This is a genomic window from Pseudomonas sp. BRM28, assembly GCF_002939405.1.
Taxonomy (GTDB): Bacteria; Pseudomonadota; Gammaproteobacteria; order Pseudomonadales; family Pseudomonadaceae; genus Aquipseudomonas; species Aquipseudomonas palmensis.
On sequence record NZ_PEFV01000001.1, the window covers coordinates 2,890,950 to 2,905,282 of the forward strand.

Genomic DNA, 14,333 nt, shown 5'->3' on the forward strand with positions numbered 1-14,333 from the left:
GCTCAGCGGTACGCCCGCGCCACGGCGTCGATCATCTCGCGCCCGGAGTAGTAGTCGATGCGAAACGAACTGGGGCCCAGTGCATACACCCGCTTGTGCACCACCGCCGGCAGGTTGGCCAGCACCGGGTCGGCGAGAAACGCCTGCACGTCGGCGTCGCTGCCGCCCAGCAGGAACACCGTGTCGCCGGTGATGGCCGCCGAGAGGTTTTCACGGGAGATGAAGTCCACGTCGGAGCTGCGCTTGACCTGCCCTTGCAACCCTTGCGGCAAGCCGGCCACCGCGAACCCGAGAGCTGCCAGCAGCTGCGCATGGGGGCTGTCCAGGCGCGCTACCGAATAGCTGCCACCCAGGTTGTAACCCACCACGCTGACCGCGCCGGCAGGTGGCGTGATGCGCGCTGCAGCCTGCGCGGCGTAGGCGTCGAAGCGCTCGATGGCCGCCTCGGCCTGCGCCTGCAGGCCGCTGGCCTGCCCCAGTTGGCGCGCCAGCTCCTGCCAGCTGTGGTTGGCGTAGTTGACCACCACCGTGTCGATGCCCTGGGCCTGCAGCTCGGCCTGGTGGGGCAGCACACTGTCGGCGCCGGTGGCCGACACCACCAGCAGGTCGGGCGCCTGCCCGACCACCGCTTCGAGGTCGAACACCAGGTTCTTGTACAGCACCTGCACGCCGCGCTGGTCGGCCACCTCGGCCCACTGGGTGAAGAAGCCCTTGGCATCGGAGATGCGGCTGGGCGTGGTCGCGGCACTGGCCACCAACGGCGCGTCCATGGCCAGCAGGATGCCGGTCACGCTCGGCGAGGTGGACACGATGCGCTTGGGCGAGGCCTGCGCCGACGCCGTCGGCGCCTCGTCCGCAAGCTCGGCGGGCTGCCGGGCCAGCCACAGGGCGACGCTGGCCACAGCGACGATGGCCAGCACGGCCACCACAATCTTTTTCATCGTCTAGCCCTGCTCGTCAAGGTGGTGGGCGAAGGTCGAGCCGCTGTAGCCCTTGCGGAACAGGCCGGCCTGCACCAGGCGTGGCATCAACTGGTCGAGAAACAGGTTCAGCGACTCGACCGAGCCACCGGGCGCGGCAATGAAGCCGTCGATGGCGCCACTGGCAGCCCAGTCCGCGATCTGCTCGAAGGCATCGTCGACGGTGCCGACCACCTGCCAGTGCGCCGCCGAGATCACCTCGGGGCGCAGCAGCAGCTGGTCGATGCTCAGCGACTCGCGCTCGATCAGGCGGCGCAGCAGGCTGCTGTGGGTACGGCTGGAGGCGTCCGGCGCAACCACCGGCAGGTCGGCGCGGGTCACCGGGCGGTCGAGGGGCCAGTCGGCCAGGTCCAGCCCGGTCATTTCCTTGATCGAGGCCAGCTTGCGCGCGCGGTTCATGCGCCCGTGGGTTTGCATGAACACCGCCCGGGCCTGCTCGCGGGTGTCGGCCAGGTACAGGCTCAGGCCCGGCAGCAGGCGGATCGCCTGCGCCGAGCGGCCGTGGCGTTCGGCGCGCCGGCCCAGGTCACGGCGCAGTTCAAGCGCCGCTTCCTTGTCGGGCGTGGGTGCGAACACCAGGTCGGCCACCGAGGCGGCGAAATCCCGCCCCGACTCCGAGGCACCGGCCTGGATCAGCGGAATGCGCGTGCCGGGGAAGGCTGGCAGGTTCAGCGGGCCCTTGACCTTGAGGTAGGTGCCCTCATGGTTGACCGGGCGCACCTGGGTGGTGTCGGCATAGCAGCCATTGGCACGGTCGATGGTCAGCGCCTCGAACGGGAAGCTGCCCCACAGCTGGTGCACCAGCTCGGTGAACTCGGCCGCCCGCGCATAGCGCTCGTCGGCGTCGGGCATCTGCTCAAGGCCGAAGTTCTCGTGCCCCTGCAAGGCGGTGACGATGTTCCAGCCCACGCGCCCGTTGCTGATCCAGTTCAGCGATTGCAGCTGGCGCGCCACCACATACGGCGGATAGAAGGTGGTCGACACCGTCGACACCAGGCCGATGTGCGAGGTCTGCTGGGCCACGGCGGCCAGCAGGATGGTGGGGTCGAGGCTGGTGAAGCCAGGGCCGCTTTCGAGCATTTCCACCGGCAGGCAACTGACGTCGGGGCGGAACACGAAGTCCAGGTGCGCGGCTTCGGCGCGCTGCGCCAGATCGATGGCGAAGGCGCTGGTGAACAGGCCCTCGACGTTGCTGTCGGCGCGCCGCCAGGCGTCGCCGCTGAGCCAGGTGGGGGCCAGTGAAAGGCCGATATGGAGTCGCTTGGGCGAGGTCATCAAAGCTCCGGGTGCAAGTGATCGAGTACGGCGGCCCCAGGGCCGCCGTTGACAGTGGGTTGATTCAGAACGAGCCCTTGACGCCCACGCCGAACATGCGTGGCGTGGTCATGCTCGCCTCGGTGCCGCCGATGCCGCGGTTCTGCTGCAGGTAGGTGGCCGAGCGGTCGTCGAACACGTTCTTGACGTAGCCGTACAGTTCCACCGCCGGGGTGAACTGGTAGCTGGCGCGGGCATCGGTCAGGGTGTAGGAGTCGACCGAATAGGACGAGTTGTTGGCCGTGTCGGAGTAGTAGCCGTCGATATGCCGCACCTGGGCCGACAGGTTGAGCTTGTCGGTCACGTCCCAGCTGGGCCCGAAGCTCAGGGTGTAGCCGGGCGACTTGGCAAACTCGTTGGCCTGGTAGCTGTCGTTGCTGGTGATGCGGTCGATGCGCGTGCGCAGGGTGCCGGCGCTGGCCTTGAGGGTCAGGCTGTCGAGCAGCTGGTAGTCGGCGCTCAGTTCCATGCCGTAGGCGTGGGCCTTCTCGGCATTGATGGTGTAGGACTGGCTGATCCCGGTGGAGATCACCACCGGAATGTTGTACTGCGAATCCTTCATGTCCATGTAGAACAGGTTGCCGCTCAGGCGCAGGCGGTCATCGAGCAGGCTGGCGCGGGTGAACAGCTCGTAGTTCCACACCGACTCTTCCTTGAAGTACTGCCATTGGCGCGTCGACAGGTTGAGCGAGACACCGCCCGGGTTGTAGCCGCGGCTGACCATCGCGCCCACGGTCCAGTCCGGGGTCGCGGCGTAGGCCAGCGATACCTTGGGCAGCACGGCGGTGAAGGTCTTCTGGTAGTCCAGCGCAGTGGGCGCCAGCACCGAGTTGCCGTCGCGCTCGATACGGTCCTGCTGGAAGCGCAGGCCCGTGCTCAGGGTCCACAGGTCGCTCAGGCGGTAGTTCAGCTCGCCGAAGAGGCCGAGGTTTTCCTTGGTGTCGTCGAACGCCGACAGCCCGGCCAGGTTGAGGGTTTCGTCGGTCCTGGTGCGCGCCACGTAGAGGCCGGTGGCGCCGCTGAGCACGCTGTGCTGGTCACCGAACACCAGGCGGGTTTCGTTGGACAGGTTCTTCTGCTTGATGTCGGCGTCGCCCTGCCCCGGGATGCCGGTGTAGCGCTGCACGCTGGACAACGAATACTGCGCCTGGTTGATCAGCTTGAGGCCGTTGTCGAAGTCGTAGCTCACGTCCAGCACGCTGGTGTTGGTGCTCTGCTCCCAGCTGGGCATGGTCGTGGTGGTGTGATCGAGCTTGTGGTACGGCGCCGAGGCGGCTTCCTGGGTGGGGCGGTTGCTCTCGTTGTGCGAGAAGGTGAACTTGGCCTCCAGCCCCTGGATGTCGGTGGGCAGCCATAGCAGCTTGGCGCGGGTGGTGAGCGCGCTGAAGTCGTGGTCGGTCTTGCCCTTCTGGAAGTTGGGGTTGGTGTAGTCGATGAAGGTATCGCGCGCCGAGTAGTCCACCGCCAGGCGCCCGGCCAGGTCGGTACCCATCAGCGGCCCGGACAGCGCGATGGAGGTGCGCTTGGCGTTGTAGTTGCCGATCTCGGCCTGGTAGGCGGCCTCGGGGGTGAAGGTCGGGTCCTTGGTGTTGACGATGATCGCGCCGGCGATGGCGTTGGCGCCTTGCGAGGTGGTCTGCGGGCCGCGGAACACCTCGATGCTGTCCACGTCCCACACCGAGGTGGCGCCGAAGAACATCTCGTTGTAGTTCAGGTAGTGGCCGTCCAGGTTGATGGTGGCCCGTGGCACGGTGCCGCCCCAGAACTGGTTCTGCCCGTTGTTCGGGCCCTGGGTGTCCTGGCCGCGGATGATCGGCGCGCCTACCGAGTCGGTGTAGATCACGTTGGGCACGTCATTGAGCACTTCATGCACGCTGGCGTTGCCGGTGTTCTGGCGCTCGATGTCGCGGGCAGTCTTGACCGACACCGAGGAGGCGGTGTTCTTCAGGTCACGTTCGAGCTTTTCCCCGGTGATCATGATCGGTTCGAAAGTGACTGCACCTTTGCCCGGGGCAGCCACGGCATCATCGGCCATCGCAGGCGCCATGCCGAGCACGGTCGCCAGGGTCAGCACGCTGAAACCGCAGGTGAGTTCAAGGGGTGAATAGGCCTTCAAGATACGCTCCAAATGATAATCATAATCGTTTGTGCGAAAGGTATCATGTGGCCACTTCATTCCTCAATAGAGAATTCATTCTGCAATGTGGTAAACCCAGGGGCCCGGCCAGCGCTCGGAAAAGTCGGTATCATGCGCACCGACGCCGCGCACAAGCGGCGCGCACTTGATGCCTGATGAGGACCAGCCGCCAGCCGGCGATGAGGAGAGGCCCGTTGAAAAAAACCATTCCAGCTGCGGATGACGCCCCGCACGCGCCGGGCGAAAAACGTTCGGGCACCATTCAGTCCGTCGCCATCGCCGCCCGCTTTCTCAACGTACTGGCCAGTGCCGAGCACGAACTGGCCCTGGGGGAAGTGGCGCGGCGCACCCAGACCGGCGCGTCCACCGCGCACCGCTATCTGCAGAGTCTGGTCAAGGAGGGCCTGGCCAGGCAGGACCCGGCCAGCAGCCTGTACGACCTGGGCCCGGCGGCGCTGAGCATCGGTATCGGTGCGCTCAAGCGGGTGGATGCAGTGGAGATCGCCGCGCAGCACATGAAGGCGCTGGCCCACCAGCATGCGGCCAGCGGCGGCGTGGCGATCTGGACCGACCGTGGCCCGACGCTGGTGCGCTGGTACCGCAGCGCGTTCTTCTCGATCAACCCGCTGGCCCTGGGCGACGTGCTGCCCATCGACAACACCGCCTGCGGGCTGGTGTTCCAGGCCTTCCTGCCCAAGGCCACCATCGATGCGGCGCGCAAGCTGCAACCGGCGCACTTTCGCGGCACGGCGCCGGCCAAGGCTGTGCTGGACGAGGTGCGCAGCAGCCGCTGGGCCGAGAAGACCAGCCACCTGCTGTCGAATGTCACCGGGCAGGCCGCGCCGGTGTTCGACGCCCAGGGCGAGATCGTGTGTGTGGTGACCACGGTGACCGACCTGGGTCAGCTCAAGACGCCCGAAGACCGCGATGCGCTGTTCCGGGCGGCCAGCCGGGTCAACCAGTCAACCGGCGGCCTGCCGTGGCAAGGCGCCTGACACCACCGCCCGCTCGCGCGACAAGGGCACCAGCAGCGGCGTGCCGCTGACCGGGTCGGCGATGATCATCGAGGCCACGCCGAACACCTCCTGCACCAGGGCCTCGGTGAAGATGCGCGCCGGGTCGCCCTGGGCGACGATGGCGCCGGCCTTCATGGCGATCAGGTGCGAGGCATAGCGGCACGCCTGGTTGAGGTCATGCAGCACCGCAACGATGGTGCGGCCCTGGCGATTGAGCTCGGCCAGCAGCTCCAGCAGTTCGATCTGGTGCGCGATATCGAGGTAGGTGGTGGGCTCGTCGAGCAGCAGTACCGGCGTCTGCTGCGCCAGCACCATGGCGATCCATACCCGCTGGCGCTGGCCGCCGGACAACTCCTGCAGCAGGCGCTCGGACAGCTCGCTGACCTGCGCCGCCTGCATGGCTGCGGTCACGGCCTGTTCGTCGGCCTGCGACCATTGGCGCAGGAACGACTGGTGCGGGTAGCGCCCGCGGGCCACCAGGTCGGCCACGGTGATGCCGTCGGGCGCAACCGCGCTCTGGGGCAGCAGGCCGAGCCGCCGGGCCACGTCCTTGGCCGCGAGCGTGTGAATATCGACCTGATCGAGCAGCACCGTGCCGCTCGAAGGCACCAGCAGGCGCGACAAGGCCCGCAGCAAGGTGGATTTGCCACAGGCATTGGGGCCGACGATGACGGTAAAGGACCCTTCGGTGATAGCCACCGAAAGGTCCGTGGAGATCGTGCGCTGGTCGTAGCGAAGCGTCACGGCGTCAGCCTGCAGGCGATACGTCATGGAGAGGGTGTTCCAGTGAAGGGATTCGGCGCCAGTATTGCAGATGAGGAATTTATTCCGCAATCCGGAGCGCCGGCGCCCTGCCCTCAGCCCGCCGCCATCAACGGCTGGCACTGCGCGTAGTGCCGCGCCAGGCCCTTGAGCGAATGCCCCAGGGTGATACGGGTGTGCCGGTCGTACTGGTGCAGCAGGTCCAGACGGCCCTGCTGCAACCTGGCCAGGATGGCGCGGGCAGCCAGGTCGGTGGCACCCAGGGCGTGGGTCAGCCCCTGGGACGACACCGGGTCGAAGGCGATGGCCGCCTCGCCCACCGCCAGCCAGTGCGCCGATGCACAGCGCTGCAGTGCACTGCAGCCGGCATCCAGCACCTGAACCTGCGCTGCGGCCAGTTCGTCGGCACCTGCATAGCGCTGCATCAGGCGCGTGCGCTGCAGTTGCTCGGCCAACTGCGGCGCGGTGCGCTGACCGTCACCGCCGGGAAAGAAGCGCACCAGGTGGCGCTGGCCGCTGGCGGTGGTGGCCCCGGACCACCAGCCCTGGGCATCCGCCTCGATCAGCAGCCACTCGGTGTCGGCCAGTTCCGAGCCACCTCGGGGCAGGCGCGCCGCGACGGCCACCTGACGACTCAGGCGCTGGCGTCGTGCCCCGCCGAGCCGGGCGATGCAACTGGCCTTGCCGGTGGCATCCACCACGAAACGTGCCTGCCCGCGCCAGGGGTGTTCACCTCGCCGACCGCCCAGGGTAATGCTGTCGTCGGCAAAATCGGCATGGGTCACCCGCACGTCGTCTTCACGGGTGATCCCAAGCGCCGCCGCTCTTTCCCGCAGCCGGGCGTCGAACACCCGTCGTTCCAGGAACGCGCCATGGGCGGCGCGCTCGCAGAAGTAGTCGCGAAATACCGGCTCGCTGGTCAGCCAGATCGACTGCACGCCGCAGCAGCGTCGCGCCACGGTGCTGTCGTCGAGCAGGTCGGCGTGCCCCAGTGCGGCAAGTGCAGGCAACGCCTCGGGGGACAGGCACTCGCCGGGGCGCAGCGCCGCCTCGTGTTCACGCTCCACCAGCCCCACCTGCAACCCGGCCTGCGCCAGGCGGATGGCCAGCGCGGTGCCGGCCGGCCCGGCGCCCACCACCAGCACGTCGTGCACGGGGTTCAAATCTCGTCCCTGCGCAGCCGACGACGTGGCGGTACCTTCTGCCTGGGCGGCTCCAGTTCGGTCTCGCCCAGCAACGGTGGCGGCGAATCCAGGGCCTCGATCACCGCCAGCAGGTCGAGCTTGGCATTGGAGCCGGTGACCCGCTCGGGCCGCCCGCTTTCGATCCAGGCCCGCGCCGGCAACCCCAGTGCGGTCGCCTCGGGGGTGGCGTCGTGGGCCAGCAGAATGCCCAACTCCCACCAGTGGCTCACCATCAGGTTGATGCGCGTGAAGTAGCTGCCCTTCAGGTCGCGCAGCCAGTCCTCGCGGTAGGAAAAATGCTTGAGCTGCTGCGCTGGCGTGGTACGTCTTGCGCCCACACGCTCCCACGCCTCGCTGCTCAGTACCTGGTTGGGCACGCGGGCCCCCCAGTAGCTGGGGAACGACAGGTAGGTACTGGGCTCGTACTCGGCATCCGACAGGCACGAGGCCTCGTCGGTCTGCCACGGCACGCCCAGCGCGCGGGTCAGCGAACCCGGGCCAACGCCGTCCAGCGGGCCCTGGGGTGCCAGGCACACCTGTGGCGTGAGTTCGTCACCGAAATCCTGGCGCACCGCCTGCCCCTGGGGCAGTACCGCCAGGCGATAAGGGCTGCGCCACACGCTGGGCACGCGCATGAACCAGGTCAGTTCGATGCCCGGGTGGAACGGGCCGCCCAGGCATTCATGCAGGCCGGCGCGGTCCAGCGCCTGGGCCTGGGCGCGCGGTTCGAGCGTGTCGAAGTCTGCCGGCACCGGCGCGCCCTGCCAGTCGGCGACGAATTCGCCTTGCACCCACTGGCTCAAGGCCTGGTACATCAGCGGGGTGACCGCGAGCCCGACCGCGGATGGCGGCTGGGGGTCGAGGTCATAGTCGCCGTAATAGTCGCCGTACAGGGGTAACAGCGCCGGGGCGAACTCGGCGGTGCTGGCGGGGTCGCGAAACAGCGCGAAGACCTTGCGCCGAAAGTCCGCACTGGCCTCACCGGGGTCGGCCAGCCGGGCCACCACGTCGGGGTTCTGGGTATCGAGTGGCGAACCGTGGCCGCTGAGCATGAACAGGCCCTGGTTGGTCCACTGCATGTGGGTCATGCGCTCGAAGATCGGCCAGATATCGCGGGTGAACGAACAGCTCGGCTCGGCCGGCAGCTGACCCTGGCGCACGAACAGGTCGCGAACCACCTCTTCCATGGTGACCACGCCGAACAGCCCTGGCGCGTAGTTGGGGGGCGTCACCACCAGGTAGCCGGGCTCGGCATCCAGGCGCTGGCCGTTGTTGAACGTCACCCGTGCGTACACCGGGCCGTCCGACACGTCGTCGTGCCAGTCGTCGTTGTTGGCGAAGGTTGTCGGTGGGGTCTTGTCCACCCGCGGTGCGCTGTGGCCGTGCCCGCCGAGGGCGATCAGGCGCCCGGCCTCGTCGGTGCGCAGTTCGCCCAGGTACACGGGTTTGCCGTGGAAGGTGCCGGTGTCGAAATGAAAGGGCTTGCCTTGCTGGCGGCGGCCGCTGATGGTCCTGGGGCCGGGGCGGATGTCCAGGGCCTGGCGCTGCGCACCGGTCACGAGCGGGTTGCGTCGTTTTTCGGCGATGGCGTACTGGCCAGGCAGGTCCATGGCGTTTTCGAAGGCGTACCAGCCGGCCTTGAGGTTGGCGACTTCCACGGTCCATTCGATCTGCACGCCGTCGTCCAGGCTCAGCTCCTGTACGGTGCCGTCGTGCAGTTCGGCATAGAGGCGAAAGCGCACGGCCTGGCGCCGCACCTGGCCCCTGGCATCGCGAAATTGCCCGTCGGCGCTGCTGGCCAGTGCCCCTGGCACTTGCGCGGCGAGTACGTACTCCTCATCGCCATCGGCGTTGCCGACACGGGCAACGCCGAGCCCTGGGTGCACACGAATGGATTTGATCGATGCCGGGCTGATCATGGCCGTCTAGCCTCCTTGCCAGTGGGGTCTGCGCGAATGCGCAATTTCGCGCTCAACGCTAGATGGCGAATGGAGGGGTGTCAAATGGCCATGTCAGCCAGCAATCCGAAGCTCAATTTGCGCCGTTGAGTCAGCCGTTGCGAGAGGCCGCGTTGTTGTCGATCGCCTTGGGCCCCGCCACGCCCCACACGATCAGGCCGACCAGCGGCACGAACACCACCAGCACGATCCACAACATCTTGCGGTCGGCCTTGCTCTTGCTGCCGATGATGCTCTTGATGGCCCACAGTTCCACCAGGGCCAGGATTACCGCCAATGTGATCCAGATATAACCGTTGTTTTGCATGCGTCATCTCCCGAATGGTATTGCCTTAGGTCAGGCGACGCCGCGATGGTTCAGTGAATCTGCGCCCAAAGGCGCCAGGCAGACACCTCACTGCACCGGCAGAAAGTTCATCAGCAACAGGCTCTGCGCATAGTTCAGGCCGATGCGCCGGTAGCGCTCGTCGAGCATCTGGGTCAGCAGGTCCAGGCGCGCGACGATCTTGCCGAACTCCACGGCAAAGCTCAGGTTGCTGCCCGCCTCGGAGATTTCGTTGGAGAACAGCAACAGCACGCCATTGGCATCCTGGCGCTGGCTCAGCAGCCAGGTGGCCTTCTCGATGTTGCGCGCTGCGTTGCTGACGAACTGCGGGTCGATGGTGTCGGTGATGAAGAATTCGGTACGCCCGCCATGGGCGGTCACCAGCATGCTGCCGATGGCGTAGATGAACGCGCCAACGCGATCGCCCCTGAACTCCGGGCTCAGGGCATAGCTCAGTGCCGCCAGGTCGCGGCGCTCGCCCAGCTGCGGCAAGGCCTGGCGCTGCTCGATGGCCTGGCGGATCTGCCGCTCGGCACTGGCAGCATCGAGAAAGCCCGATTCGCGCCACTGGTTGGGGTTGCGCAGGTACAGCTTGCTCATCAACAGGTACAGGCTCTGCAGGTTGTCCTGCATCGACAGTGTGGCCATGCGATCGACGCTGGTCTGGAACAGTTCCTGGGGCCGGCCGTTGCCCAGCTGGGTGGCGATATCGCGCCCCTGCTGCTGGGTACAGCCAGCGGCGCAGGTCATCAGCGTACCCGCCAGCAACAGCCGGCGCAGCACGCGCTGGGGTGGAACGCAAAGCGGATAAACCATCGGCACCGGGGTCTGGATTCACGGGCCGCGTTGGGGATCGACGCGGCCTGGCGATGAATAGAGCCGAAAAAACGCAAAAAGTGCGATAACCGCCAGACCGCAGTGGCGCCACGCCGCACTATTGGAGCACCGCGCCCCGCTCCTCCAGCAGTTTCACGAACATCGCCAGGCTGCGCGATACCGTGCCGCTGCGCCATACCAGCCAGGTGCGCAGGTAGCGAAAACGTTGCGACATCGGCCACACGCTGACCGTGGCGCACCCCGGCATGCTCTCGAGCATGCTGCGTGGCATCAGCGCCAGCCCCGCCCCTGCGCTCACGCAGGCGAGCATGCCGTGGTAGCTCTCCAGTTCGAAGATCTTGCCCGGCACGGCGGCATCCTGGGTGAACCAGCGCTCGAAATGATGGCGGTACGAACAGTTGGCCCGGAACGCATAGATGCTCTGCCCGTTGACGTCCTGGCCACGGTGGATCGGCGCATGGTTGAGCGGCGCGATGATGACCATCTCCTCCTCGAACACCGGCACGCCCTCCAGCGAGGGGTGCAGCACCGGGCCGTCGACGAAGGCCGCCGCCAGGCGTCCCGACAGCACGCCCTCGATCATGGTGCCCGACGGCCCGGTGGAGAGGTCCAGCTCGACCTTGGCGTACTGCTGGTTGTAGGCCGCCAGCAACGCGGGGATGCGCACCGCTGCGGTACTTTCCAGCGAGCCCAGCGAGAACGCCCCCTGGGGTTCCTCCCCCGCCACGGTCAGGCGGGCCTCCTGCACCAAGGCCAGGATGCGCTTGGCGTACTCCAGGAAGGTCCAACCGGCCGGCGAGAGGCGCAGGCGCAGCTTTTCACGAATGAACAGCTCCACCCCCAGGTCGGCTTCCAGCTGCTTGATCCGCGTGGTCAGGTTCGACGGCACGCGGTGGATGTGCTGGGCGGCTGCGCTGATGCTGCCGTGCTCGGCCACGGCGGTGAAAATCTCAAGCTGTACCAGGTCCAAAAACATTCTCCAAACGTGAAAGAAACCGTTTTCATTATTCAGTTTTCGAAAGATTAGCACGGCATTACGCTGGGCCCCTGTTTCCCTTCTGACAGGAACGCCCGCCATGACCGACATAACCAGCCATACCCATGCCCTCTCGATCAACCCGGCCACCGGTGAACGCATCGGCCACTACGCCTATGAAACCGACGCACTGATGGACGCCGCCCTGGGCCGCGCCGCTGCCGGGTTTGCCGGCTGGCGGCGTACCCCGCTGGCCACCCGCTCGGCCCTGCTGGTGAAACTCGCCGGCGTGCTGCGCGACAACGCCCAGGCCATGGCGCGGATGATTACCCTGGAAATGGGCAAGCCTGCGGCCCAGGCCCGCGGCGAAGTGGAAAAGTGCGCCCAGCTGTGCGAGTGGTACGCCGAGAACGGGCCGGCCATGCTGGCCCCCGAGCCGACCCAGGTACCCGACGCCAAGGCCCACATCGAATACCGCCCACTGGGCCCGATCCTCGCGGTGATGCCGTGGAACTTCCCGCTGTGGCAAGTGCTGCGCGGTGCGGTACCCGCGCTGATCGCCGGCAACACCTACGTGCTCAAGCACGCGCCCAATGTGATGGGCTCGGCCTACCTGCTGCGCGATGCGTTCCAGCAGGCCGAATTCCCCGAAGGTGTGTTCGAGGTGCTCAACGTGACGCCTGAGGGCGTATCCAGGGCCATCGTCGACCCGCGCATCGTCGCCGTGACCCTTACCGGCAGCGTGCGTGCCGGTGCCGCCATCGGTGCCCAGGCCGGTGCCGCGCTGAAAAAATGCGTACTGGAACTGGGCGGCTCCGACCCGTTCATCGTGTTGAACGATGCCGACCTGGATGCCGCCGTACAGGCTGCCGTGATCGGCCGCTACCAGAACACCGGCCAGGTGTGCGCGGCAGCCAAGCGGCTGATCGTCGAAGCCGGCGTGGTCGAGGCATTCACCCGCAAGTTCGTCGAGAAAACCCGCGCGCTGGTGATGGGCGACCCGTTGCTGGCCGACACCTACCTGGGGCCGATGGCGCGTCATGACCTGCGCGACGAGCTCGACCAGCAGGTCCAGGCCACCCTGGCCGAAGGCGCCACGCTGCTGCTGGGCGGGCACAAGGTCGACGGCCCGGGCAACTACTACGCGCCCACGGTACTGGCCGACGTCACCGACCAGATGACCTCGTTCCGCCAGGAGCTGTTCGGCCCGGTGGCCTCGATCATCACTGCCCGGGATGCGCGCCACGCCCTGCAGCTGGCCAACGACAGCGAATTCGGCCTGACCTCGACCGTGTACACCCGCGATGCGGCACTGGCCCGACAACTGGCCGACGAACTGGAGTGCGGCGGCGTGTTCATCAACGGCTACAGCGCCAGTGATCCGCGCGTGACCTTCGGTGGCGTGAAGAAGAGCGGCTTTGGCCGCGAACTCTCGCACTTCGGCGTTCGCGAGTTCTGCAACGCGCAGACCGTATGGTTCGATCGCCACTAAAGTACGAAGCACCTTCCTATAAAGCGCAGGATAAAAAAATAGGCTTATCCTGCGTTTAATAGATACCCATGGCAGCGCTTATCCATTAGCCTCAACTCACTCTCAAACACAGCAGGCACCTTGCCACTATAAAAATCAGCACCTTTCATCTATTTTGCGCCCGCTTGCAACTGCCAAACATAACTCGAAATAACAGTCTTGATTGGAGCGTTCGAATGTCGAAAAAACTCTTCACCCTCACCGTGCTCGGTGGCCTGATGCTGGCCAACAGTGCCTTTGCCGACAAGCTCACGGTGATCTCCTATGGTGGCGCGAGCAAGGCCGCGCAGGTCACCGCGTTCTACAAGCCCTACGAAGAAAAGACCAAGACCCAGGTGATCGCTGGCGAGTGGAACGGTGAAATCTCCAAGCTCATCGCCATGAACGACACCAAGACCGTGACCTGGGACGTGCTCGATACCGAAGACACCGACCGTGCCCGTGGCTGTGAAGAAGGTCTGTTCGAAAAACTCGACTACGAACGCCTCGGCACGCCGGGCGACTGGATCGAAGGCACCAAGAGTGACGACGGCTGTGGCGTCGGTATCTTCGTGTGGTCCAACGTGCTGGCCTACAACGCCGACAAACTGAAGGTCGCCCCTACCGGCTGGGCCGACTTCTGGGACGTGAAGAAATTCCCGGGCAAGCGCAGCCTGCGCAAGTCTGCCCGTGGCTCGCTGGAATTCGCCCTGATGGCCGACGGCGTGCCGCCTGCCGAAGTCTACAAGCTGCTCAGCACCAAAGAAGGTGTGGACCGCGCCTTCAAGAAACTGGACGAGATCAAGCCGTACATTCAGTGGTGGGAAGCCGGTGCACAGCCGCCGCAGTACCTGGTGGCTGGCGATGTGGTGATGGCGTCCTCGTACAACGGCCGCATCCACGCTGCACAGCAGAGCGGCAGCAACCTGAAGATCGTCTGGAACCAGAACCTGTACCAGTTCGACGAGTGGGCCATCCCGCGCGGCACCAAGAACCTGGACAAGGCGTACGACTTCATCAAGTTCGCCATGCAGCCTGAGCAGCAGAAGCTCTACACCGAGCAGATGGCCTACGGCCCGTCCAACACCAAGGCCGCCGAAATGCTCGACAAGTCGCTGGCTGACGACCTGCCCACCGCGGCAGAGAACCAGAAGAATGCACTGCGGGTAAACGTCGAGTTCTGGCTCGAGAACGCAGAAACGCTTGAACAGAAGTTCAACGCCTGGGCTAGCAAGTCCTGATTTCCCCTCCCTGTGCGCCTCATGGATGATCAGCGCACAGGTTCTATTCTCCTGTCCAGGGCCCTCCCCGCAGCCATGTCCAGTCCGCTAGAC

At 66.1% G+C, this 14,333-nt stretch carries 12 protein-coding genes; 3 read left to right on the top strand and 9 right to left on the bottom strand.

Annotated features, from left to right (window positions below; translation table 11 throughout):
* Window positions 1–2: 2 nt before the first annotated feature.
* The 3 genes from fepB to CR917_RS13685 all read right to left on the bottom strand — a co-directional run bounded on the left by fepB (window position 3) and on the right by CR917_RS13685 (window position 4,410).
* The gene (gene fepB / locus CR917_RS13675) at window positions 3–941 is read right to left on the bottom strand and encodes a Fe2+-enterobactin ABC transporter substrate-binding protein (RefSeq protein WP_058540211.1); all 939 of its coding nucleotides are present in this window, start codon (window positions 939–941) and stop codon (window positions 3–5) included.
* A gap of 3 nt (window positions 942–944) precedes the next feature.
* The gene (locus CR917_RS13680) at window positions 945–2,255 is read right to left on the bottom strand and encodes an NtaA/DmoA family FMN-dependent monooxygenase (protein ID WP_054914474.1); all 1,311 of its coding nucleotides are present in this window, start codon (window positions 2,253–2,255) and stop codon (window positions 945–947) included.
* Between the two features lie 64 nt (window positions 2,256–2,319).
* Entirely contained in the window at window positions 2,320–4,410 is a 2,091-nt protein-coding gene (locus CR917_RS13685; RefSeq protein WP_058540521.1) for a TonB-dependent receptor, read from the bottom strand.
* Window positions 4,411–4,610: 200 nt separating this feature from the next.
* Between CR917_RS13685 and CR917_RS13690 the strand changes: the two genes are divergently transcribed.
* Window positions 4,611–5,426 (top strand): IclR family transcriptional regulator, encoded by an 816-nt coding sequence (locus CR917_RS13690; RefSeq protein ID WP_058540522.1) that lies wholly within the window; start codon window positions 4,611–4,613, stop codon window positions 5,424–5,426.
* Here the strand turns inward: CR917_RS13690 and CR917_RS13695 are convergent.
* The 6 genes from CR917_RS13695 to CR917_RS13720 form a co-directional block, all read right to left on the bottom strand.
* Window positions 5,394–6,218 (bottom strand): ABC transporter ATP-binding protein, encoded by an 825-nt coding sequence (locus tag CR917_RS13695; RefSeq protein WP_043861228.1) that lies wholly within the window; start codon window positions 6,216–6,218, stop codon window positions 5,394–5,396. The genes CR917_RS13690 and CR917_RS13695 overlap by 33 nt on opposite strands.
* Before the next feature lie 86 nt (window positions 6,219–6,304).
* Entirely contained in the window at window positions 6,305–7,363 is a 1,059-nt protein-coding gene (locus CR917_RS13700; RefSeq protein WP_235593660.1) for an NAD(P)/FAD-dependent oxidoreductase, read from the bottom strand.
* A 5-nt stretch (window positions 7,364–7,368) separates the two neighbouring features.
* Window positions 7,369–9,312 (bottom strand): LodA/GoxA family CTQ-dependent oxidase, encoded by a 1,944-nt coding sequence (locus CR917_RS13705; protein WP_058540213.1) that lies wholly within the window; start codon window positions 9,310–9,312, stop codon window positions 7,369–7,371.
* A 130-nt stretch (window positions 9,313–9,442) separates the two neighbouring features.
* The gene (locus CR917_RS13710) at window positions 9,443–9,658 is read right to left on the bottom strand and encodes a PLD nuclease N-terminal domain-containing protein (RefSeq protein WP_058540214.1); all 216 of its coding nucleotides are present in this window, start codon (window positions 9,656–9,658) and stop codon (window positions 9,443–9,445) included.
* An 87-nt stretch (window positions 9,659–9,745) separates the two neighbouring features.
* Window positions 9,746–10,492: a hypothetical protein gene (locus CR917_RS13715; protein WP_058540215.1), complete on the bottom strand. Its 747-nt coding sequence runs from the start codon at window positions 10,490–10,492 to the stop codon at window positions 9,746–9,748.
* A gap of 118 nt (window positions 10,493–10,610) precedes the next feature.
* Window positions 10,611–11,483 carry a LysR family transcriptional regulator gene (locus CR917_RS13720; RefSeq protein ID WP_043861265.1) on the bottom strand — a complete coding sequence of 291 codons (873 nt, stop codon included), beginning with the start codon at window positions 11,481–11,483 and terminating at the stop codon, window positions 10,611–10,613.
* A gap of 106 nt (window positions 11,484–11,589) precedes the next feature.
* On the opposite strand from CR917_RS13720, the gene CR917_RS13725 reads away from it, so the two are divergent.
* Complete coding sequence (locus CR917_RS13725) at window positions 11,590–12,981, top strand: aldehyde dehydrogenase family protein (RefSeq protein WP_058540216.1); 1,392 nt, start codon at window positions 11,590–11,592, stop codon at window positions 12,979–12,981.
* Between the two features lie 215 nt (window positions 12,982–13,196).
* The gene (locus CR917_RS13730) at window positions 13,197–14,240 is read left to right on the top strand and encodes a polyamine ABC transporter substrate-binding protein (protein ID WP_043861222.1); all 1,044 of its coding nucleotides are present in this window, start codon (window positions 13,197–13,199) and stop codon (window positions 14,238–14,240) included.
* Window positions 14,241–14,333: the final 93 nt, after the last annotated feature.